This window comes from Anaerolineaceae bacterium oral taxon 439, assembly GCA_001717545.1.
GTDB lineage: Bacteria > Chloroflexota > Anaerolineae > Anaerolineales > Anaerolineaceae > Flexilinea.
Genome location: CP017039.1, coordinates 2,704,626 through 2,727,817 on the forward strand (window position 1 = coordinate 2,704,626; position 23,192 = coordinate 2,727,817).

Consider the following 23,192-nt stretch of genomic DNA (forward strand, 5'->3'; position numbering starts at 1 on the left):
TTTATTCCTCCGCTCCGAGAATCTTCATGAGTAACGCCATGCGAACGAACATACCGTATTTGGCCTGACGGAAATACGCGGCGCGCGGGTCGCTGTCGATCTCGACCGCGATTTCGTTGACGCGCGGGAGCGGATGCATGACGATCATGTCCGCTTTCGCGCTTTCCATCTTCGTCGCGTCGAGGATATAGCGATCCTTCAGTCGGACGTAATCCTCCTCGTTAAAAAAGCGCTCTTTCTGAACCCGCGTCATGTACAGGATATCCAGTTTCGACAGGACCGGGGTCAGCTTCCGGACCTCTTCAAACGGGATCCCGTTCCTGATCAGGATCCCGTCTCGAACGTAATCCGGAACGACGAGCTCGTCCGGGGAAATCAGGACGAATCTGATCCCCTGATAGCGGGATAACGCCTTGATCAGCGAATGAACCGTGCGGCCAAATTTCAGATCGCCGCAGATTCCGACCGTCAGGTTTTCAAGCGTTCCTTTTTCCTGAAGAATCGTCAGCAGGTCGGTCAGCGTCTGGGTTGGATGATGATGCCCGCCGTCGCCGGCGTTGATGACGGGAATATCGGCCGCGTTCGCGCCGATTCGCGGGGCGCCTTCCTTGGGGTGACGCATGACGGCAATATCGGCGTAACAGGCGACGGTCCGAAGCGTATCGGCGATCGATTCGCCCTTCGCCGCCGACGAAGAATTCGCTTCCGCGAAACCAATGACCTGCCCGCCGAGCCGGAGCATCGCCGCTTCAAAGCTGAAACGCGTCCGCGTCGACGGCTCGTAAAATAACGTCGCTAATAAATATCCGTCTAACGCATGGGCATAGCTGCGCGGATCGGCGATGATTTTTCGGGCGAGATCGAAAATCTCTCCCATCTCGTCCACACTGAAGTCCATCGGTTCAAGCAAGTCGCTGCCTTTCAGCATAATCGTTTCCTACCTTTCGTAATCGCCCGATTCCGAGCTTTTTGCAAAAAAAAAACCTCCATCCTCCGGAGGTTTAATTCTTAGCGATCAATAATTCGAGAAAGGATAACGAGCCGATTTTTCGCAGGTTTTTTTCATCCATTTTCTCTCCCGACTGGCGCGGCTGCGCGCCGGATTGTTACTGCCTTCGGGAGGATGATAGCCCAAAGAATTGCCGCTGTCAACCGGTTTTTCGATTTTCCTGACACGAAAAGAGGAGGCGGCAATTGAAATAGTAAATGCACCGATGAGGGGGCCTGTGGGCAAAATGGCTTGGGTTAGCGGTCTGAAAAAACGTCTGCACAGTCCCTACAGCTTAGCTGCATTTACATTGACAATTGATTTCCTTACCCGAACAGCTCCCGATGCGCCAGGATCGCGGCCCCCGCGCTGCAGGCCGGACATAAGCAGTACCGGCTGCCATTGGCCTTCGCCTCCGTAAAAGCAACGATCATTTCCTTCACCTTCTCCTTACCAAAATGCCGCATTCCCGCTTCAGAAGCGAAAAAGCTCAGCGAATCATCGATCGTATTGACATCCTCCTCCAAAGCCGCGATCAGCTTCGAGGACAAATCGCTTTCGCGATCCGTCCCAACCGCCGCGAGCCATTCCTCTCCAAGCTCCCGCAGCGGCGGATAGCAGGACTCCGCCGAAACCAGCTCCCGAACGAACGCAACTGCCTGATTCTTATCTGACATAAGTATCCTCCTTGATATTCTTGCCTGTAATGATAGCCTGAAATGGATATATTTTGCCGTTTCCGGCGCGGAACCGCATACAAGGCCGCCGCGGCCCGCGCCGGGTTCAGCTAAGCCAGGCTACCTGACGTCAACGACCGTGCTCCAGGCCGGGTCGCAATCGTAAAACGTCATATTCATCGGATCATAATCTTCTGGATATATTTCCCACATTTTAGATAAACAGAACGAAATCTTAACCTTTTCCGTTTTTTCAAACGAATCATTATCCGCTTCATTTACGTGAACCTGCGTGAAGCCGGTATACGTAAACATGCGATCATAAAGCTTAAGCTGCGTTCCATCATCAGCTTCCAGAAAAACATGACTGTTATTAAGTTCAGGAGAAAATTGGTCATTGAACCCACTCATGAACAGGATCGGCTGAATTGGATTGAAGCGCAAACTTTTCATCGTCAAATCATGCCCATTAATCGATATCGTTTTATTTATCGCGACATCTTTCGTTAATTCCGCCAGCTCCGAGCCGTCCGTTTCAAATTCAAAGACCCATGGACCCTCCTCTGAGAAACATCGATACGTCCAGTACTCACTGTAAGATTCTTTATCTTCCCAGCATGTTTGAACATCGCGCACCGTCACACGAACTTGAATCGGGTCTTTCGGGGAGACGTAGCCTTCCCTTTTCATCAAAGAATTGCTGACCATATTCATTACGACCAGCGGCTCCTCGTTTACATCGTTAATTCCCGGCTCGCCGCCACCGCCGCCCCCATGCAGCTTGGATGTCTCAAATTCCGGCGGATAAGGAAGGACAGGCCCGACATCAATCCACGCAGAACCAATCTCAAAACCTTTCAATAATTTTTGATCCTTCTTTAATTTATCCGTCCCGACTAAGAGAGAAACGGAGATATTATCTTCAGTCACCATCACCTTATCCAACAGGATCACAGTCCCATTCGGCGTCGTCTGTGCCAGCCGCACTGGCTTCGTATATTCGTTCTCTGAATCAAAGAAATCCCAAAGCCTATATTCCGGTTCAAAATCTGACATGAATTCTTCCAAATCAGTCGATTCCAACACTGTCGGAACGGTCATCGTCCCGATCGCCTCATATCGCTCAATCCCCTGTCCTTCGTTCGCTGGGCCTGAAGCCGTTGCGAAGTAAGGCTTAATCGTCAGCGTTTCGGCATCCTTGATCCAATTCCACCCGTTATTATCTGCATCAGAATAAAAAGTCATATGCTCCCAAGCCGTCGCATCCTCTAACGGATAGCTATCTTCGTGGGTAAGTTGAATCTTATTTCCGCTTCCATCCTCAATAACGAAACCTAATAGATTCTCCGACGTAACGGTAGAGAAATATGAATCAAATTCTTCGTTATAGATAAGCTCATGTTCTTTAAGATAACGAGTAACGCTAATCTGCGTCCGGAGCGGCGAGGAAACCATCTCGTCCACATCATACAGCGTATGCCCTGATAATATCGATTGATCCAACGTTTCGGATCGCGTCGACGCTCGCAGTTTTCGCCCATCCGCGTTGAACGAAATTTCCCATGGACCTTCTAATGTCTTTGGAAATCCCATTCCGCCGTCAGAATAAGACATTTCAGTGAAAGAAACCGTCATTGGTATTTCGTCATTTTCCAAAACCTCTTTCGGAACCCTGGCGCTTAGAACGAACGTCACCGTTCCTTCGCAAAAAACGGAATCGTCTCCGGAGCCTCGGTCCCAGTCCCGCCAGATATCATACGACTCTTCGCCTATCCGCAGTCCATTTTTTTCATACCCGAATCCGAGCGAATTAGCGTTCAGAATCTTTTCCGACGTCAGCGTTACGGAAAGATGAACGGTATCTCTTTCCAATATCAGCTCATTTAATCTGACGATAACGCCTTCAACCTCTTCGGACGCAGCGTCCAGCTTCTGAATCAACCCCTGATCATCCTTAATTCCGAACCAGTCGGCCAGCGTCGGCAACGCTCCATCTTCAGCGCGGCTCACCGTCGGGACAGCGATCATCGCCGCCAGAACCAGCAGCAATACCGGATAAACCATCGTCTTTATTTTCATTGAATTCCTCCTTATCGATGATTAGAGCGGGCCCGGCCTCGCCGGCAATCGGCGTCAGGAAACGGGCCCGCTTTTCCGTGGAACGTTACGGAAGCGCGATCACGACGTCCTGCGCGCCCTCGCAGTCGTAAAACTTCGGATCCTCCGGATCAAAATCCTCTGGGAACTCCGTGTAGTCCGAGAACTCCGGATAGCCGCAGCCGAACAGCGTCAGCGTCTCCGTCTTCTCCAGCGACGCGATCAGCTCGGGATCGACGATTTTCCTGGATAACCGCCTGAATGGCGCATCATCATATTCCAGGCGCATCGTCTTCCCGTCATCCGTCCTCGCGAAAATCGCATCCATTCCATCGTCTGCCCAGTTCGAATTTTCAATCTCGACAAAGAAAATCAGCTGCATCGGATTAAAGCGCAGCCGGTACAGCGACAATTCACCCTGCCCGACCGTCAGCGTCTCGTCCAAATCAAACTCTTCCGTCTTCGCCGCCAGCTCCGCCCCGTCGGTCTCGAACTCAAACGTCCATTCGCCGTTTTCCCGGAAACAATGCGAATCAAAGTACAGGTCCTCTTCCGCCTCGGACTTGCCCCAGCAAACCTGATAATTTTGAATCGTCAGCCTGACCTGAATCGGATCGCTGGCCGAAACGTAATCGTCTAAGAACATCAGGTCGCTCCGGACGCTGTCCACCGCCACAAACGGGTCGTCGTTGAGCTTATGCAGGTATGGACCGCCGCCCCCGCCGCCTCCATAGCGCGGCTTGAAATAATTTTCGGGATACGGGATCCGCGGCCCAACTTCGATCGTGTACGAACCGATCTGAAAATCGGACGGCTCCTGATCCAGGGCCTCCGGAAGCCCCATTAAAACCGTGACGAATAAATCGTTCTCCGTCACCAGAACCTTATCCAGCATCAGCGCCGTTCCAGCTTTCGTCTCATGCAGATGACGAACCGGCTTCACGTATGGGCTCGACGTATCGAGCGAACCAAGCAGCGGATCTTCAACGATATACTCCGGCTCGAACGAGAACATGAACCGATCCAGTTCGGTCGGGAAATCTCCGGCCGCCAACCGGATCGGCTCCAGCGCCATATACCGTTCGATCCCTTCGCCGCCCTGGCTCGGCCCCGCGGACGTCGCGACATACGGCGTCAGCGTTACATATTCCGCGTCCTTCAGCCAGCTCCAGCCGTTAGCCTCCGCGTCGGTCCTGAAGCCCCGATGAAGCGGCGTATCCTCGTCCGGCGGCCCCCCCCAATACGTATAAACCTCCGTGTCCAAATGCGTCCGGTTCCCCTCGTCGTCCGACAGGACGAATCCCAGCATCGAGCTGTTATACAGGTCCTGGCGCCGGTCCGCATCCGTCCCAGCCTTTCCCTGCCGCACGATCGGCAGCGTCAACGCTGCCCGGGCGCCGAACGGCGTCAGCGTCAGCGTATCGATCACGATCAATCGATCGTCGACCAGGATCGGACGATCGACCGCGATTTTCCGTACCGACTTCCATCTCGCGTCGAGATCCAGCAAAAAATTAAAATACCAGCTTCCGCCGAATTCAATCCATCCTTCTTCCGTCCTGGCGCTTATTTTTGAAATACTGAGCGACAGATCCAGTTCGTCGCCATGAATGAATTCGTCCGGAATCTCCGCCGTCAGGACCAGCTGCATCGCGCCGGGGCGCAGGATCTCCGATTCGTCGGACAGCGCCGAATCGTATCGGTCAAACCCTTCCAGCGGAAAAGATTCCATCCCCAGCCAAAGCAGGTTTACATCAGATCCGAATTGTAAATCGTACAGGTCTTCAATCCGGTCCGAGACGACGTACGTCGATAAATAAAGCTGATTTCCGTCGAGCAGGGCTTCTCGAAGCTGAATTTCAATTCCGTAGTGAACCTGCGCCGGGAGATCGAGTTGCTGAATCATGCCCGCGTCGTCCCCGTCCTCAACCCCAAACCACTTTGCCAACGGCTGATACGGTTCCCCGTCTTCGGCGTAGCCCGCCGTCGGAACGGCGATCAGCGCCGCCAGAACCAATAGCAATACCAGATAAACGTTCAATTTTATTTTCATTCGCTTTCTCCTTATCCCTGACTTAAAAGAACATGCGGGCGGCCCGAATGAACCGCCCGCTGATCCTGATTCAGTTGAGGTCGATGACCGCGCTCCACGCCGGATCGCAGATATAGTAATCCAGATCGGAGTAATAATAACCGGCAGGAACCTTTTCCGGGTCGGGGACGCAGAAGCCGATTTTCAGCTTCTCCGTTTTTTCCAATGCCGCGATTTCGTCCGGATCAACCGTTTTTAAGGAAAAACCTGAAAACGGATAGGAACGCGGATTCAATCGCAGCCGCGTCCCGTTATCCGTCTCAACATACGCGTTCGAATAGGATCCGTCCCACTTTAAATCACCGGTAAAAAGGATCAGCTCCATCGGATTAAAGCGCAGCCGGTTCAGCTTTATTTCGGTTCCTTCGACGTCGACCGTTTCGTCTAATTCGATCTCTTTCGTCAGCCTCGCCAGCTCCGCGCCGTCGGTGTCAAACTCAAACGTCAGAGGTTCCGTTTCAGTATAACAGGCCGACGTATACCGTTGAGGGGCTATTTCTTCATCCCAGCAGACTTCCACCCGCAGTATCCGGACTTTGACATGCATCGGATCTTTCACAGACACATATCCGTCACTGTACATCAGGTTCCTGCCAATTCCGTCGTAAACGACCAGCGGATCTTCATGGACAACGTTGATATACGGGCCTCCGCCGCCTCCGCCGCCGAGTTTGATTTCAAAATAATCCGGCGGGTATGGGACGACCGGCGAAACGTCGATATCATATCCGTTGATTTGGAAATCGGACGGAACAACGAGATTCTTCCCGTTCTTCTCCGCGATTCCCATCAGGACAGATATATAAATATTGTCCTCCGTGACAAGAACTTTATCGAGCATGACCGTCAGCCCGTTTTTCGTCGTCTGCATCAGACGCACCGGTTTAACATACGCGTTCCGCGTGTCGAGCCCCCCGTATAACGTGTAATCCGGCTCAAAATCCTCCATAAACGTTTCGATTTCGGTCGGTTCCGACGCGGTTTTTACCTGAATCGGTTCCAGCGGCAGGTAGCGGTCTATGCCGTCCGCTTCCATATTCTGCGGCCCGGCAAGGGACGTCATGACCGGCGTCACCGTAATTTCTTTCGCCTCTTTAAGCCATGCCCAACCGTTATTCTCGGCCGTCGAAAAATAATCGATCTCGACGACCGGTTTCGGTTGTTCCGAAAGATAGTCATATTCGGGATACGCCGCTTCGATCCGATTCCCGTTTTCATCCGTAACGATAAAACCGTGTAAATTCCCCGGCGTCGAATAAAGCCAGGAGCCTTTCTCGAAGTCGTCTCGTTCGAGAACTTCTTTCGGAAGCATTCGTTCGACGCTGATCCGCGCGCGCATCGGCGAACAAGTCAGCGTAAGCGCCGTAAATAATTCCCCGTCTCCAACGAACGGGTAATCGAGTTCAAATCCGCGCGTCAGCTCTCTCGGTTTCGTCATGTCCGCCGTAAAATCGAACGACCAAAACCCGTGTAAATCGACGCCCAGCAAGCCTCCCTCATCCGGGATATAGATCTTATCAATCGCCAGATGCATCGGGACTTTATCGCCGCTCAATAACGATTCCGGGACGACAGCCGTCAGCACGACCTGAACCGCGCCGTCCCGTTTTCCGTCCGGGAAAAGCGCGTACGCGGCTGAACTTGACGAACTCCCATACAAATCAAAAAAATCAAGCAGCCCGATCCTCAGCCCATTCTCAATATGACCAAGCTGCAGCGAATTCACATCCTCAATTCGATCAGATTTGACCATGATCGAGAGGTGGACCCGATGATTTTCAATCAGGATCTCACGCAATTCGATCCCGATCCCATGATGCGTTACCGGCGGAAGATCGATCGCCTGAACCAGTCCCTCCGGATCCTCAAAGTCAAACCACTCCCGAAGCGGGACGTAGTCCGCGTCTTCCGCGAAAACCCCGCCCGCCAGCACACAGCAACCGAATATGACCCATAAAAGCGGCAGCAACAGATAAGTTTTTCGATTCATGACAACTCCTTTACTTGCGAACGATCAACCTGCGCGCGACCCGTTCACGCCCGATCGCGCATCGTCATGTCCTTAGGGGACGAGCCCTGCCTGCGTACAACATCCCCATTGTAATAGACGTTTCATTCGTAAAAAAAGTTCCAACGTTTTCTTAAAATTCTGGCGATGCGTTCTGAGCGTTATTCGAGATCGATGACCGTGCTCCACGCCGGATCGCAGGTATAAAACCTGATACTCTCCCAATCGTAATCTTTCGGCGGTTCGCCGTTGATCCGATTCAGGCAGAACATAACTTTCAAGGCTTTCGTTTTTTCTAACGATTCATTAAGCGCTTCGGCAACAATCTTTCTATCAAATCCATTATAGGGATTACTACGCTCAAAAAGACGGAGTTGCGTCCCGTCGTCCGCTTCAATGAAAGCCGTAAGACCATAAATAGAATCTTCCTGATATCCACGATTTGCGCCGCGTCCGCTTGTGAAAAGAATGATGTGGAACGGATTAAAACGCAGTCGATCCAACGAGAACTTCTTCCCGTCGATTTCAAACGTTTCATGCATCTCAAATTCTTTCGTTTTCGCGGCTAATTCCGCGCCATCCGTATCGAACTCAAAATTCCAAGGACCGTTTTCTTTAAAACAGCGAGGCTCGGAATAATCATCAATAACAACAACGTCCCAACATATCTCATACTTTAGAATCGTAACCTTAATATGCATCGGATCTTTCGGCGAGACGTACCCGTCATCGAACATCAATTCACTCCGAATAAAATCGTAAACAACAAACGGATCGTCATGGATTTTATTCAGAATCGGCCCGCCTCCGCCGACTCCGCCATGAATTATTTCAAAATAATCCGGCGGATACGGTATGTGCGGCGTAACTTCCATCATTGAGAGTCCAAGTTGAAAACTGCTTGGAGCCGCCCAATTCTCACCTCGCGGTTCCACCCCCAGCAACACGGAAACAGTGACATCGTCCTCGGTAACGAGGACTTTATCGAGCATAATGACAACGCCGTCATCCGTCGTTACCGCCTGACGCACCGGCTTTGCATACGGACTTGTTGTATCCATTCCTGATAAAAATGTTTTGTCTGATGTCGGATAATCCGGCTCAAAATCCTCCATGAATTTTTCGAGATCGCTCTGCGCTGTCACGGCTGTCAAAGCAAACAACAACATCAGCATGGCACACAAAAAGACGAACAGTCGATAGTTCTTCATATCTTCTCTCTCCTATTTCAGACTGACATTGATTGGTTCCAACGCATGGAAACGCTCAATCCCGGGCGCATTACCCTGAGGTCCGGCAAGCGTTACAATATACGGCGTCAGCGTCACAGACTCGGCGTCTTTAAGCCATTCCCAACCGTTATTTTCACTATCCGAATAAAAAACGCATTCCTGCAGCTCTTCGATTTCAGAGGTGTAGTCAATGTCACGGCGAGATATTTCAGCCCGGTTTCCGTGACCGTCCTGGAGGACAAACCCCAATAAATTTCCCTGCGAGTCGGAGGACCAGAATTTGTGTCCATAAATTTCGCCGACAAATTGTTCCACCTTCAAAAAACGTTGAACGCGAATCCGTGAACGAATCGGGGAAAAAAGCATTTCAACCGCCGTATACGTTCGTCGGTCGCCGGTAAATGTACGGTCAATGGCAACCGTGCGCGTCAGGTCTTTGGCTTTCTTTCCGTTGACCGTAAATTCAAAGACCCAAGGACCATTAAGATGTGTTCCGGGACTGTCTGAATAATCCGAAATCGAATCGATTTGCAATTTCATGGGAATCTCGCCGTCGGTAAGGAATTCCTTCGCAACATCCGCGCGCAAAATAATCATGATCCTCGATTTCGGATCACTTTCGTCGGAATACCCCAAATGCTGTGATTGGTACCACCATTCTTGATTCAAAGCGAAGGATTGATTCCCAATCGTCAGTCCGTCCTGAACAATACCGATCTGATGTGTAAAGTTAGTAATCTCCTTGCCGGCGCTTACGAATACCGAAAAATACACCCGGTTATCCTCGATCAGCACCTCTTCCAACTTCATCTCAACGCCATGATGGCTTACTGCCGGAACGTCGAGCGTCTCGACCAGTTCGGGATGCGATTGAATCGCGAACCACTCGCGCAGCGACTGCGTCAATTCCGCCCAGACGATTTTTCCGGTCGGCGTAGACAAAAAAATCAGTAAAACGACGCAGACCGCCGCGATCGCGCCGAAAACGGGACGGCGTCCGCGCGTAAAAGGCCGTAAAAATCGGAACCGCGCCGGTTTTGCTCCCTCTCCCGCGGCCAACGCGGCATACGTTTCAAGGCATACGTCGCATTCTTTCAGATGGGCTTCCATCTCGGACATCCGCCGTTCCGACAGCTGCCCGCTCAGGTACAGCGCCCATTCGTACGCTTCAATGTGCATTAGTATTCCTCCATTTCTCGCGAATCATCTGACGCGCGCGGTAAATTCGCGTTTCGACCGTGCGCGGGCTCAGTTCCAACGCCGCGGCAATTTCCTTGACCGAGCGGTTGGTTCGGTAATACATCTCCAAAGGAACACGGTAAAGTTCATCCAGTTCGCCGATCAGCCGCCGCACCTCTGAAAGCGTCTCATCGGCGATAATTTCCGCTTCAGGAAGGCGCGAATTCGGCGACGGGACCCGGTCTTCGTCAAGCTCGTCCAAGCTGAGCCAATCTTGTTCTCCGCGCCACTTTTTCTTCGTGTCGATCGCGTGATTCACGGCGATCCGCGCGATCCAGGCTTTGAAATTGGCACCGGACCAGCTGTCCATCGCAAAATAAATCTTTTGCAGAACTTCACAATAGAGGTCGTCCGTGCCGTCGGGCGTCCGGATAATCCCGTAAATAATCTTTTTAAGATACGCTTCGTACGGACTGACCTTCGCCTCAAACAGGCCATACGGCATGCGGCGTGGTATCGTTGCTGTTTCCTGTTTCAAGAATGCTCTCCTTTCCGCCTTAATTTAAAAGACGAAAAAATCGAATGGACTACGTCAAAGGTGAAGCCCTGCAATCAATATGATCGCGCAAACCGAAATCCATTCGATCCAAATCGAAGGATATAAGGCCGAAAAGCGACGATCGGATATCGCCTACCTAAACACTCGATTATTAACGAAAAAACGTCCGACAACGCGGACGTACCATCAAAAACAGGAGAAAAACAGGATTTTACGCAAGCGCCCCCAAGGGAATTCGAATCCCTGTTTTGGCCTTGAGAGGGCCACGTCCTTGGCCGCTAGACGATGGGGGCAAAGCGAATAAGATTTTACCACAGCTTTCCCGAAAAACGTTTAAATCATTCCTGTTTCGCTTCTGCCTCACCCCGCAGCGCCGATCAACGCGCGCAGCCGCCGCGTCAGGTCAAGGAACTCCCGATCGTAACGCAGCTCGGACGATCGCGGCCGCGGCAAATCAATTCTGACGTCAGCCGTGATCCGGCCCGGCGGCGGCGAAAAAATCAGGATCCGATCCGCTGAAAGCGCCGCCTCAAAAACCGAATGCGTTACCATGACGACGCTCGGACGCGCCTCCTCCCAGATTCGCATCAGCTCCAACGTCAGCGTATCGCGCGTCAGCGAATCGAGCGCGCCGAACGGCTCGTCCAGCAGCAGCAACTCCGGCTCCTGGATCAGCGCCCGCGCAATCGCGACCCGCTGCGCCATACCGCCGGATAACGTCTCCGGCCATTCATTTTCGACACCCCGGAGACCGACGCGCCCGAACCAGTCCAGCGCGCGCGCTTCCGCTTCCGCCTTCGAAACGCCGCGAATCCGAAGCGGGAGCGTCACGTTTTCCAGCGCGCTCATCCAGGGCAGCAGGTTTGAATTCTGAAATACGAGCGCCCGCGTCGGCGACGGATCGTCCGGGCTCCAGCGCCGCTCCGGGCCGTCGTCCCGCTGAACCGTGATCGTCCCTTCCGTCGGAGCGAGAACGCCGGCCATGACGCGGAGCAGCGTGCTCTTCCCCGCGCCGGACGGGCCCAGAATACAGACGAACTCCGAAGGATGAACAGCCAGATCGACGTTTGAAACCGCCTGAAATTCGCCGTCGGCCCCCTCGAATTGAACCGAAAGCTGACGGATTCGGATCGTCGTCCGGCTCATTTTATTCTCCCGCCAACGCTGCGGGAATGAAATCGTTCGTGAACGCCGCGTGAATATCGATATCCGCCGTCAGGTACCCCATCCGGCGCATGACCTCCGCCATCGTCTCCCAGGCCGCCGGATTTGACGCGCCCAACGGCCGACCGTCCGCAGCGTACAGTTTCATTGTCTCCTCAAGGACCCGCTTCTGAAGCTCCTGATCCGCGACATCCTTCAGGTTCTCGATCCGCTGCAAACAGATTTGATACGCTTCCTCCGGATGATCGAGCGTATACTGGATCCCGCGTAAAAATGCCCGCGTCATGCGCTCGACCAGCGCCGGATTTTCGCGAATGACCGCTTCATTCGTAATCAGTCCGTTCGAGACCATCTCCGCCGAATCGGCGACCCGGATTAAATGGACCTGCTCCCCCAGCGCTTCCAGCTGAACCGGTTCGTTCGTCGTGTACACGACGCCGGCATCCAAAGCGTCCGTCGTCAGCAGCTCCACCTGAGCGTAACCGACCGCTTCCAGCGCCAGATCCTGATCGCGCATGCCCGCCTCCTGAAGCAGCGCCTCCAACCCGATATAACTCGCGCCGGACAACGCGGGGATCCCTACCTTTTTTCCCTTGAGCGCTTCAACCGTCGTCAGCCCTTTTTCCGCGAGCGAAACGATCCCGACCGGATACCGCCGGTACCATTCGGCAATGTAAACCAGCGGGAGTCCCTGGTTCCGGCCCAATAAAACCTGTTCCCCGGAGCAGATCCCGAACGGAATCGACCCCGCCCCGACCAGCGCGACTGTGTCGATTTCCATATTATGATCGAGCGTCACGCTCAGGTCTTCATCAGCGAAGAACCCTTTTTCGACTGCGACGTAAAGCGGAGCGAACTGAACGTTGGGAACGAACCCGACCGGGAGCGTAATTTCCTCCGCGGCATACCCGACCCGCAGCGCGCAAACCAGCGCGGCCGCCAGCACAACATAGATCATCGTTAACTTCTTTTTCACCTGATAACCTCTTTGATTCATTTATAAAAGTACTTCAGCATCGTCAACGCAGCTATTTGACCGCCTGCCAGCGCAGCACGCGTTTTTCCAGTCGGGCGATCGCCTGGTACAGCGTTATCGCCATCACCATCAGCGTCAGTACCGCGACAAAAACCATCGCCGTATCATACTGCCCCCGCGCCGTATTAATCAGGTAGCCCAACCCCGACTTCGCCCCGGACAGCTCGCCGACAACCGCGCCCAAAACGCTCAGCGTCGCGCTGATCCGCAGTCCGTTGAAAAACGACGGCATAACCGCCGGAATCTCCAGATACCGCAGCACTGCAATCGGTCCAACGTTCATCGACGTCAGGACGTCGCGGTAATTCCGCGGAATTTCCCGAATACCAGCGACGACGCTGACCTGAATCGGGAAAAACACGACCAGAGAACAAATCAATATTTTCGGAGCTAATCCTGAACCCAGCCAGATGATAAATAATGGCGCGACCGCCGCTAACGGGATCGCCTGCGTCGCGACGATATACGGATAAAGGACCTGCTCCAGCGCCGGATGATGCGCCAGGAAGAAGCCGCTGATCGCGCCCGCGCCGATCCCGATCGCCAGACCGAAGGCGATCTCCATCAAGGTAACGCCCATATTCGAGACCAGCACGCCGGATTTCAGCGATACGCCGAAGCGCGCGAGGATCAGCGACGGCGGCGGGAGGATAAACGCCGGGAACGCGCTGAAGCGGACAGCGGATTCCCAGATCGCCAACCCCAAAAGAACGGAAAGCGGCGGAATAAACCGCGCAAAGCGATTTTCTTTTATCGGCCGGGGCTTCGGCCCGATTCGTCCATTCATCAATAAAAAAACTCCAATCCCTGGAGCTTCTGATTCGAAAACAGGACTTCGTCCGCAAATTCGCGCTGCCTTTTTTCATCCGGACTCTACCGTCGATTCCGGAATTGCGCCGGATCAGCGCCGCGTACGGCGCGCGTGGATTATACCACCGGTCGGGAATCGGCTCATGCCTCACCCTGCCCCAAAGGTTTTCTTTTCTATTGAATTTTACCGCAAAACGTGGTAACGCCGCAAAAAAATCCTGACGTCGGGGCCGATCCCACAGGAATGTGGGTTGTCAAGTCCTTTTTTGATTTATTGCCGCAGCTTCTTGACCGCAAAAGTTTTTCCGTTATACTAATCATACAAATCATACTTAAAACCAGGAGGCAGGAAAATGAAATACCCAGAGGGAAAATATGCTTGGACTGTTAAGGTAGGAGAAAAGGGACAGTTTGTTATACCTAAAGAAGCCCGTGATATTTTCAACATTAAACCCGGCGATACTTTAATCGTTCTTGCGGATATAAACAAAGGTATCGCCATTCCACCTAAAGATATGTTCGCACATTTGATGGATACGATTTTCAATCAAGATGCGCCAAAGGAGGACAAAGAATGAATGCTATTATCATTAAAGAGCTTACAAAAAAATACGGAAAAATAGTCGCCGTAAATAATCTTAATTTGACAATTGAGCAAGGCGAGTTATTCGCCCTGCTTGGCGTAAATGGAGCGGGGAAAACGACAACGATTAAAATGTTATCCTGCTTGATAAAACCCACAAGCGGCGATGCTTTTCTTCTTGGCGACAGCATTATCGCGAATCCTCATGCAATAAATGAAAAAACCAATATCTCGCCACAGGAAACGGCAGTAGCCGCAAATTTATCTGTTTTAGAAAATTTAGAACTTATTGCAGGAATATATGGACAGGATCGTAAAACGGCAAATAAAAAAGCCCATGAAACAGCGCAAAAATTTGGTTTGGAAAATGAATTGAATAAAAAAGCCAAAGATTTATCGGGTGGAATGCAACGTCGTCTTTCTATTGCTATGGCTCTGATTTCAGAACCTCAAATTTTGTTTTTAGATGAACCAACTTTAGGACTCGATGTCCTGGCTCGTCGTGAACTATGGGCTTCCATCAAATCATTAAAAGGAAAAGTTACGATAATTCTTACAACCCATTATATGGATGAGGTCGAAAATTTATCTGACCGTGTGGGAATAATGGCAAAGGGACAATTAACGGCTGTGGGAACCGTAACAGAATTAACTACGCAAACGGGTACTTCTAAATTAGAGGATGCCTTTGTTGAGCTTATAGGAGGTGTGCTATGAGAATGTTTCTATTTGCAAAACGTAATATCAAAGAGATTTTGCGCGACCCTATTAATCTCTTTTTTAGTCTTGGCTTTCCGCTTATTCTGTTAGTCCTGCTGTCTATTCTCAATTCTGCTATACCATCCGAAGCGAAAAACACGATGTTTCAAATAAAAAATCTCGCGCCGGGCTTGGCAATGTTCGGCAGCGTATTTATGGCATTATTTGCAGGTATGTTGTTATCAAAAGACCGTACATCTTCTTTCTTAATGCGTTTGTTTACATCTCCTATGACTGCGACGGATTTTATTTTAGGCTATACTTTACCTATGATAGTTATGACGGTCGTACAAGCTGCAATAACCTTATGGGCGGCGGGAGCTTTTGGACTTGATATAAATACCAATATCCTTTTTGCGATTATGATGACAGCCTTAACTTCATTGTTTTTTGTTGGTACGGGTTTATTTTTTGGCAGCATTTTGAATGATAAAGCGGTCGGTGGTGTTTGCGGAGCATTATTAACCAATATTGCAGGTTGGCTGTCTGGAGTTTTTATTCCAATTGATTTAATAGGCGGCGTTTTCAAAACAATAACAAATATTTTGCCGTTCTATCATAGTACTGAAGCAATAAAGATAAGTTTAAGCGGTGATTTCAGGCAGATTTTTCCTCATTTGGTCGTCGTAACAGGATATACTATCGTTATTTTCACTCTCGCTATTATCGCTTTTAATCGTAAAATGAATGGAGAAAAATCATAAAATATAAGCATTAAATTTACAGCAAGATCATCTTAAAATGTGTGCGGGCGCAGCGACACAGTAAATCTATGCCGCTGCATTTTTATTATAATTGACAAATATTTTTTAACACGTTTTCATTGATCTAACTCTTGCTTCTTTACCTGTAGGAAGTTAGAAAACTTAATGCAACGGTAAAGTAGAAAACAGGGCTGCGTTTACTCTGACAACTCACCGTCCCACACGGCTGCGTTTCCCTGCCCTGAACATCCCGAAAGCACCGTTACGCCCTTCCGCTCTGAAGCCGGAGCAGCTTTTGAATCGCGGCGCGCGACGGTTCGGTAAACTCGGTCAGCAGCTTCCGCGCGATCCGGGGCGTCATGACGCCCGGCGTCTCGCTCTCTAAAATTAATCGGATCGTATACGACGTCTCGATCGGCGAACGATCCAGCAGCTTCGTCGTCAGCTCCAATAATTCGGGCTGCATCGTCGTCGGCCCGGTCCGGAGCAGCTTTTCCAGCAGCGAAAAGACAACTGGAAGATTCTGGAACCCGTCGAACTCAATCAGGAAAATCAGCGTCTCAACGCCAAGCTCCTGATCCTTTTTTTCGTTCGATAAAACCCAGCTGCGCGCCTGATCCAGAAGCCGTTCAGAATCTGCCTGCCGAACAAGGCTGCCCGCGCTGCGAATAAAAACGCGGAGCTCGCCCGTGTCGAAACCCATCCGCGACCAGGCCTCGATGCGCTGGAAAACGTCGTTGCTGTACCCGATCGGAGCCAGCCCCAGAATACGCGCGCCGATCGTGCGAATTTCCGGCGCGCCGGTCGTCATCATCCGATCGCTCAGCTGAAGCGCGGCGTCCGGATGATCCGCGACCGTCTGGAACAACGCGATCTCGAGCTCGCGAAGCACGATCAGCGGAACGTTCAGTTCCGCCGAATGCGCCGTGAGCAGGATAGCGGTCCCTGCCGGGTTCCGCGCCGTTCGATACTTTTCAAACAGTTCGAGAAGCGTTTTTTCAAACGCGTCCGGGTCGGTGAAATTCCACATCAGCGCGTTAATTTCTTTACGGAGCTGAAGGAGGTTGACGGCGGTCATATCCACGCGCTCCTTTCTTCGGTTGGACGAACGTTCTGAAGCTGACAGGAATCCATGGAAAGGATGGGGAACTTCGAGACTTCAGGAGAAAGCGGAGCGTCCGTCCGCTTTCTCCTGGAAAGCTTGCTGGAAAGATTGTTAATATGCTTTTGAAAAGAACGTCCGGGAATCCGCGTCCTTTCCACAGACGACGCACGCCCCTTTTTGCCCACGCTCCTGATCGAACGGCTTACAGCGGCTTGTCGCCTTCGTATCCTCCTTGATTTTCGCTTCGCATTCAGCGCAGCCGCACCAATACGCGCTCGCCCAGCCGATTTCAACGGTTTCCTTCAGCTCGTCATAGGTCGAAACCTCATGAATATTCGCGTCGCGGAACTCCGTCGCGCGCCGGAGCATCGCCGCCTGAATCGTATCCAGAAGCTCCTGAACCTGAGGTGCTAAATTCTCCTGCGACAGGATCAATTTTCCGTCACGGCCCGGGATATCGCGGCGCGCCGCCATGACCGAATTCTTCTGGACGTCCTTCGGTCCGATTTCGAGCCGAAGCGGAACCCCGCGCAGCTCCCATTCATGATATTTATAACCCGGCGTGACCTCGGGCCGATCGTCGACCTTGACGCGGAAACCGTTAAGTCCCTTCCGAACGCGTTCGACCGTTTCCAAAACGGCGGCTCGTTCCGCGTCGTTTTTATAAATCGGAACGATGACGACCTGATAAGGGGCGAGCCGCGGCGGAAGGATCAACCCGTTATCATCGCCATGCGCCATGATAATCGCGCCGACGAACCGCGTTGAAATCCCCCAGGACGTCGTCCAGCAATACTGCTGCGTATTATTCTGATCCAGATATTTAATATCGAACGCCTTCGCGAAATTCTGCCCAAGATTATGGCTCGTTCCCGCCTGAAGCGCTTTCGTATCGCCCATCATGGCTTCGATCGAATAAGTATTCACCGCGCCGGCGAATTTCTCCGATTCGGACTTGACGCCTTTGAAAACCGGGACCGCCGCTTCGTTCGTCGCGAAATCTGCGTACAGGTCCAGCATGCGCAGCGTTTCTTCCTGCGCCTCCTCCGGCGTCGCGTGGGCGGTATGCCCCTCCTGCCAATAAAATTCAAGCGTCCGCAGGAACAACCGCGTCCGCATTTCCCAGCGGACGACGTTCGCCCATTGATTAATCAGCAGCGGTAAATCGCGATAACTCCTGATCCATTTCGCGTACATATGCCCGATAATCGTTTCGGACGTCGGCCGGATCACGAGCGGCTCTTCCAGCGTCTGGCCGCCGCCGACGGTAACGACCGCTAATTCCGGCGAAAACCCTTCGACATGCTCCTTCTCTTTTTCGAAGAAGCTCTTCGGAATCAGCATCGGGAACGCGGCGTTGACATGCCCCGTTTCTTTAAAGCGGCGATCGAGATTCGCCTGAATATTCTCCCAAAGCGCCCACCCATACGGTTTCACAACCATGCAGCCGCGAACGGGCGAATAATCCGCCAGATCCGCGCGTAAGACGACCTGGTTATACCATTCGGAAAAGTTTTCCGCCTGCGGCGTTAATTTTTCATCAGCCATTTCAATTTCCCGTCTTGTCGTTTGACGCGGTCAGGACTTCGAGCGCGACCCGCGCAGATTCGCGCTGACCCGAAAGATATTCGGCGTCGGCGATCATCGACCGCAAATGCGTCAGGCAGTCATCCCGTTCCGCTTCCGAAACCGCGTTGAACGCCGATTGGATCTGCGCTGCGTCGCGGGAGAGAATCCCATCCCAAAATATCGCTAAAAAATCGCTTTCTTCCATGATTTCCCGTAATTTCCCCGTCAAACCCTTTTCAAGAATGATCATTCCCAATCATTCTACCATTACCCGCCGCTTTCCCGTCCGACCGAACGCGTCATGCCTGACGGACGATAAAAAATCCAAACCACGGTAAAATAAATTCATGATCCAACCTCGCTTTGCCCTGTCCCGATCGGCGCTGAAACGCGTCGGAGTTTCTTTCCTCGCCGCGCTCGGAGCAGCGCTTCTCTTCCTGATCGTGGTCGCGCTGCGCGACGAACGAATCGGCGGGAGGGAAATCCTCTTCGCCGCCGCCGGATTCGTCGGAGTCTTCGCAGTCTCGATGTTCCTGCTGCGAAACGTCGATATCGCCGCGAAAGAAAACGTCATTGCCGCAAGCGGCGCCGTGGCGGTCGCGCTCGGCGTCATGATTTTCCGGCTGATCCCGCTTCCGGCTCAGCTCTTCCTGCTGACCGGCGTCCAGGCGGAAATTCTCGATCTCGAACCGGGGACGGAAATCGAGCTGTATTGGGCGTACTGGAGCGACGGGATTTCGAAAGACGGCGAAGATACGCCGCGCTCCCTCCGGGATATCAGCTATAACGATTTCAGCGCAACCGGAAGCTGGACGGTCAGCGAAGCGGGAATCCTGCGTACGAACGAGAAGGGGGCCGCGCTCCGATTCCTGAACCTCGGGCCGCACGACGGCTTTCCGGTTCTCAGCTTTCGCACGATCGGGGGCGACGCGCTCATCGCGCTGCGGCAGAACGGGAAAAGATCTTTCTACTCGATCAACGGAAATTTCACGGACCCGACGCCGGTTTTCGGTCGGCATGCGCTGCGGCTGCATCGCGTGGCCGCGTTTTCAGCGGAAACGATCGCGATTGGATCCGTCCTGTTTCCGATCCTCGCGGCGTTGACCGTCCGTCTTTTCCAAAAAAATTCGACATGAAACAGCTTCGCGACCGTTCACCCGCTATTCTCATCAGCGCTTTTTTTGCGCCGGTCATCCTGCTGATCCTTGTATTGATGAACCTCGGCGTATATCCGTTTGGCGAAGGGACCTTCCTGCGCGCCGATATGAACAGCCAGTACAGCGCCTTTTTAACTTACCTGCGTTCAATCCTTCTGGGCGAAAACGACCTGTTTTATTCGTTCTCGATGAACGGCGGCGGGAATTTTTATTTTCTTTATACTTACTACCTTGCCAACCCGTTCAACTGGCTCATGGCGCTCATTCCAGCAGAAGACATTCCCCAGGCACTGACGTTTTTTATCCTTATCCGCTTGGGGCTGGCGGGGCTGACGATGAACCTGTACCTGCGGCGGATCAGGCCGTCCTCGTTCGGCTGGGGAACGCTGCTCTTTTCGACGTCGTACGCGCTGATGACGTATACGCTCGTCTGCGCTGAGAATTACTTTTTTATCGACGGCGTCGTCATGCTCCCGCTCGTCCTGATCGGGATCGAGGATATCTTCGAACGGAAATCCTTCCTCGGCTACGCGCTCGCGCTGGGGTTCATGCTGTTGATCCAGTTTTATATCGGCTGGATGATCTGTATTTTCGCGGTACTGTACTTCCTGTTCAGGATTTTGAATCGCTCAGGAAACGGGAAGCGGTCGAACCGGGGCGCGCTGCGCCGTTTTATCGCCGGTTCGCTTCTTGCCGCGCTCTGTGCCTCGATCATCCTCGTTCCGGTCGCGGCGGGGTTGTCCGCGCTTCCGAAGGATACGAATATCCCCTGGACGCAAAAGATTTCCAATTTCAGTTTTTTCAGCCTGCTCGGGAAAAACCTGCCGGGCGCGTATGACACGATGGAATTTCGATACGGACTGCCCGGAATTTACAGCGGCGCGCTGATAACCGTTTATTTTCTGCTCTATCTTACCGCGGACGCCGTGACCCGAAAAGAACGGCTGCTGACGGCGGGCATGCTGCTTTTCCTCTGGATCAGCTTTTGGAGCTATGGGCTGAACCGCGTCTGGCATGGATTCGCCGAGCCGGTCTGGTGGCCTTACCGCTACTCGTTTCTTTTCAGCTTCTGGCTCATTCGCGCGGCGGCGCTGAGATTCCCCACGGACGAACGGGCGCCGTCCGGAAAACGGCTCCTTCTCAGCGGGATCCTTGCCGTCGCCTGCTGGCTGCCGCTCCTGACCGGGTTTCATCTCGCGAGCCTGCGCCTGACCTTGATTGAATCGGCGTTTCTCCTTTTTTTCATGCTTGCCGAAACGCTGCGCGGGAAGCTCGGGCGGGCGTTCCTGCCCGCCGTCTCCGTCGTCGTCCTGATGAATCTATATCTGCATGCGTCGACGATCCTCGGTCCAAACCTGACCGACCCCAACCCCGCGGAACCGTATCGCGAACGGATCCGGGCTTTTTCCGCGCTGCTGGATCCCGTCGCGAAAGGTCGGACCGATTTATTCAGGATCGAAAATCTGGATATCCGCGACAGCAACGACCCGATGCGGCTCGGATATCAGGGACTCACGCATTATTCTTCAACGGTAAGCTACGCTGATTATTTATTTCCGCTCCGGATTTTCGGCGTTCCGCAGCGGCACTACTGGACGACCGTCACGGAGGGCGTTCCCGCCGCGACGCTCTCGCTTTTCGGGATCGAAGCGACGTTGAAAAGCGCGACGGAAATATCCATGAATCCCAACGCGCTTCCGATCGCTTTTTCCGCTCCCAGCTCGATTATTCGCAGCGTTATTCTTACCCATCTCCCATACGAGAACCTGAACGCTGCGTTCAAGGCCATATCCGGCGAAGATTTCGGGCCGATTTACGAAGCGGTCGAAAGCGAAAAAACGCCGGAATCCGACGGTGAAACGATCTGGAATTTTCGTCCGCGTCAAATCGCCCCGGTTTACATGTACGTTGAAAATCAGGAAATCGAACCGAACCTGATCGAATCCGCCGCGGGGCCGCAAACGATTCAGGTATTTCCCGACGAATCTTACCTTCTCGGGACGATCCAACAGGGGGAAAACGTTCGCGTGACCTCCCATCCGGATCCCAATTCCGCGGATCCCGCCGGCAATCGCGTTTTCTACAGCGAATCCCTTGACGTCCTCGGCCGCTACGCGGGCGTCATTCAGCCGCGCGGCGTCCCGGTCGAAAAAATCCGCCCGTCGCAGCTGCGCGCGCGATTCACCGGCGACGCCGAAACGCCGTACCTGTTTTTCTCGATCCTTTACGACGAGGGCTGGAAAGCGTACGTCGACGGCGAGGAACGGCTCCTGATCCCCGCGCTGAATTATTTCATGATGATCCAGGCCGACCCCGGAACGCATGTCGTCGAGCTGCGCTACACGCCGCCGGGATTCCGGACCGGCGCCGCGCTGTCGTTCGCGGGGATCGCGCTGCTGCTGATCGCCGCGTTCATGGAGCGAAAGAAATCCGAGCCCATGGACCCCAAAGCTGACGGCTTCGTGTAAACTTAAATCATGGTTCCAGAAGACGCAATGCCGCTGATTCTCTCCGCGCTCCGGCTCAGGAGCGCCGCGCCGGACGGAGCCGTCCGCCTTTTCAACGGGTTTTACGAAGGTTATCCGCCGCTTTCGATCGACCGTTACGGCGATACGATCGTTTTCCAGTCCTTCGCGAAAAGCGGGCTCGATCCGGCGATCCGAAACGCGCTGATAGAGACGTTCCATTCCGATCCGACCGTCGGCGCGATCCTGCTGAAAGAGCGCTTTTCAAAGGCTCAGCGCGAGCGGAACGGCGTTTTCCTGTTCGGAGAAAAAGGCTGCGAACGGGTCCGCGAATTCGGCGTCAGCTATCCGATCCGGTTGACGCTGAATCAGGACTGTTCGTTTTATCTCGACACGACGTTACTGCGAAAGTACATGATCGAGAATTCAGGCGGAAAAACCGTATTAAATACCTTCGCCTATACCGGATCGCTCGGGCTGGCGGCGCTCGCCGGCGGCGCTCGGAAAGTCGTCCAGACCGACCTGAATCCCGCATTTCTGAAAATCTGCGAAGACGAAGCCGAACGCGCGGGGATCAGCCCAAGCCGACATGAAAACGTCGCCGCCGACTTCTTCGCGCTGACGACCGCGTATCGAAGGGCCGGAAAACGCTTCGATATCGTCATCCTCGATCCGCCGTTTTTTTCGTTGACCGGGCGGGGACGCGTCGATCAGGAGCGTTCTTTTATCGCGTTGATCAATAAAGCGCGCCCGCTCGTCGCCGACGGCGGGACGCTGATCGTCGTGAATAACGCGCTTTACCTTTCGGGAGCGGCGTTCTTATCCGAAATCCGGTCGCGCCTCCCAGGCCAGTATATAACCGCGCTCCCTCCGATCCCGGTCCCTGAATCCTTTATCGGACGCTGCGCGTCCGCAAAGCTTCCCGCCGATCCCGCCCCGTTCAATCACCCGACAAAAATCCTTCCGCTCCGCGTTCGAAGAAAAGACGGACGCGGAACGAGCGAATAA

20 protein-coding genes, 1 tRNA gene and 1 other annotated feature are annotated in these 23,192 nt (G+C 53.1%); of the genes, 6 read left to right on the top strand and 15 right to left on the bottom strand.

Going from position 1 to position 23,192, the window contains the following annotated elements; translation table 11 throughout:
• Nucleotide 1 precedes the first annotated feature (1 nt).
• The 12 genes from BEQ56_11910 to BEQ56_11965 all read right to left on the bottom strand — a co-directional run bounded on the left by BEQ56_11910 (nucleotide 2) and on the right by BEQ56_11965 (nucleotide 13,819).
• Nucleotides 2-928 (bottom strand): aspartate carbamoyltransferase, encoded by a 927-nt coding sequence (locus tag BEQ56_11910; protein ID AOH44108.1) that lies wholly within the window; start codon nucleotides 926-928, stop codon nucleotides 2-4.
• 386 nt (nucleotides 929-1,314) lie between these two features.
• On the bottom strand, nucleotides 1,315-1,665 hold the full coding sequence (locus BEQ56_11915) for a hypothetical protein (protein ID AOH44109.1): 351 nt from the start codon (nucleotides 1,663-1,665) through the stop codon (nucleotides 1,315-1,317).
• Nucleotides 1,666-1,785: 120 nt separating this feature from the next.
• Nucleotides 1,786-3,744, bottom strand: coding sequence for a hypothetical protein (locus BEQ56_11920; GenBank protein AOH44110.1), 1,959 nt, complete (start codon nucleotides 3,742-3,744; stop codon nucleotides 1,786-1,788).
• Nucleotides 3,745-3,829: 85 nt separating this feature from the next.
• On the bottom strand, nucleotides 3,830-5,815 hold the full coding sequence (locus BEQ56_11925) for a hypothetical protein (protein AOH44111.1): 1,986 nt from the start codon (nucleotides 5,813-5,815) through the stop codon (nucleotides 3,830-3,832).
• A gap of 70 nt (nucleotides 5,816-5,885) precedes the next feature.
• A complete protein-coding gene (locus BEQ56_11930; GenBank protein ID AOH44112.1) occupies nucleotides 5,886-7,844 on the bottom strand; it encodes a hypothetical protein in 1,959 nt (652 codons plus the stop codon).
• 179 nt (nucleotides 7,845-8,023) lie between these two features.
• The gene (locus tag BEQ56_11935; GenBank protein AOH44113.1) at nucleotides 8,024-9,073 is read right to left on the bottom strand and encodes a hypothetical protein; all 1,050 of its coding nucleotides are present in this window, start codon (nucleotides 9,071-9,073) and stop codon (nucleotides 8,024-8,026) included.
• A 12-nt stretch (nucleotides 9,074-9,085) separates the two neighbouring features.
• Nucleotides 9,086-10,273, bottom strand: a complete 1,188-nt coding sequence (locus BEQ56_11940; GenBank protein AOH44114.1) for a hypothetical protein — start codon at nucleotides 10,271-10,273, stop codon at nucleotides 9,086-9,088.
• Nucleotides 10,263-10,778 (bottom strand): hypothetical protein, encoded by a 516-nt coding sequence (locus tag BEQ56_11945; GenBank protein AOH44115.1) that lies wholly within the window; start codon nucleotides 10,776-10,778, stop codon nucleotides 10,263-10,265. The genes BEQ56_11940 and BEQ56_11945 overlap by 11 nt, the downstream gene beginning before the upstream one ends.
• A 274-nt stretch (nucleotides 10,779-11,052) precedes the next feature.
• Nucleotides 11,053-11,125 (bottom strand) — tRNA-Glu (locus BEQ56_11950).
• Nucleotides 11,126-11,192: 67 nt separating this feature from the next.
• Entirely contained in the window at nucleotides 11,193-11,978 is a 786-nt protein-coding gene (locus tag BEQ56_11955; protein ID AOH44116.1) for a hypothetical protein, read from the bottom strand.
• 1 nt (nucleotide 11,979) lies between these two features.
• Nucleotides 11,980-12,954, bottom strand: coding sequence for a hypothetical protein (locus BEQ56_11960; GenBank protein ID AOH44117.1), 975 nt, complete (start codon nucleotides 12,952-12,954; stop codon nucleotides 11,980-11,982).
• A 70-nt stretch (nucleotides 12,955-13,024) separates the two neighbouring features.
• The gene (locus tag BEQ56_11965) at nucleotides 13,025-13,819 is read right to left on the bottom strand and encodes a hypothetical protein (GenBank protein AOH44118.1); all 795 of its coding nucleotides are present in this window, start codon (nucleotides 13,817-13,819) and stop codon (nucleotides 13,025-13,027) included.
• 63 nt (nucleotides 13,820-13,882) lie between these two features.
• Nucleotides 13,883-14,012 (bottom strand) — a binding site (FMN riboswitch).
• A 183-nt stretch (nucleotides 14,013-14,195) separates the two neighbouring features.
• On the opposite strand from BEQ56_11965, the gene BEQ56_11970 reads away from it, so the two are divergent.
• The 3 genes from BEQ56_11970 to BEQ56_11980 are packed head-to-tail and all read left to right on the top strand — an operon-like array spanning nucleotide 14,196 to nucleotide 15,888.
• Nucleotides 14,196-14,420 (top strand): AbrB family transcriptional regulator, encoded by a 225-nt coding sequence (locus BEQ56_11970; protein ID AOH44119.1) that lies wholly within the window; start codon nucleotides 14,196-14,198, stop codon nucleotides 14,418-14,420.
• Entirely contained in the window at nucleotides 14,417-15,142 is a 726-nt protein-coding gene (locus BEQ56_11975; protein AOH44120.1) for an ABC transporter ATP-binding protein, read from the top strand. Before BEQ56_11970 ends, BEQ56_11975 begins: the two co-directional genes overlap by 4 nt.
• On the top strand, nucleotides 15,139-15,888 hold the full coding sequence (locus BEQ56_11980; protein ID AOH44121.1) for an ABC transporter permease: 750 nt from the start codon (nucleotides 15,139-15,141) through the stop codon (nucleotides 15,886-15,888). The genes BEQ56_11975 and BEQ56_11980 overlap by 4 nt, the downstream gene beginning before the upstream one ends.
• Nucleotides 15,889-16,150: 262 nt before the next feature.
• Here BEQ56_11980 and BEQ56_11985 read toward each other — a convergent pair whose 3' ends face one another.
• The 3 genes from BEQ56_11985 to BEQ56_11995 all read right to left on the bottom strand — a co-directional run bounded on the left by BEQ56_11985 (nucleotide 16,151) and on the right by BEQ56_11995 (nucleotide 18,812).
• Nucleotides 16,151-16,966 carry a hypothetical protein gene (locus BEQ56_11985; protein ID AOH44122.1) on the bottom strand — a complete coding sequence of 272 codons (816 nt, stop codon included), beginning with the start codon at nucleotides 16,964-16,966 and terminating at the stop codon, nucleotides 16,151-16,153.
• Between the two features lie 138 nt (nucleotides 16,967-17,104).
• The gene (locus BEQ56_11990; GenBank protein ID AOH44123.1) at nucleotides 17,105-18,541 is read right to left on the bottom strand and encodes a proline--tRNA ligase; all 1,437 of its coding nucleotides are present in this window, start codon (nucleotides 18,539-18,541) and stop codon (nucleotides 17,105-17,107) included.
• Between the two features lies 1 nt (nucleotide 18,542).
• Nucleotides 18,543-18,812, bottom strand: coding sequence for a hypothetical protein (locus BEQ56_11995; GenBank protein AOH44124.1), 270 nt, complete (start codon nucleotides 18,810-18,812; stop codon nucleotides 18,543-18,545).
• 97 nt (nucleotides 18,813-18,909) lie between these two features.
• Between BEQ56_11995 and BEQ56_12000 the strand changes: the two genes are divergently transcribed.
• The 3 genes from BEQ56_12000 to BEQ56_12010 are packed head-to-tail and all read left to right on the top strand — an operon-like array spanning nucleotide 18,910 to nucleotide 23,192.
• Nucleotides 18,910-19,698 (top strand): hypothetical protein, encoded by a 789-nt coding sequence (locus BEQ56_12000; protein ID AOH44125.1) that lies wholly within the window; start codon nucleotides 18,910-18,912, stop codon nucleotides 19,696-19,698.
• A complete protein-coding gene (locus BEQ56_12005; GenBank protein AOH44126.1) occupies nucleotides 19,695-22,187 on the top strand; it encodes a hypothetical protein in 2,493 nt (830 codons plus the stop codon). The genes BEQ56_12000 and BEQ56_12005 overlap by 4 nt, the downstream gene beginning before the upstream one ends.
• 6 nt (nucleotides 22,188-22,193) lie before the next feature.
• Nucleotides 22,194-23,192, top strand: coding sequence for a hypothetical protein (locus tag BEQ56_12010; GenBank protein AOH44127.1), 999 nt, complete (start codon nucleotides 22,194-22,196; stop codon nucleotides 23,190-23,192).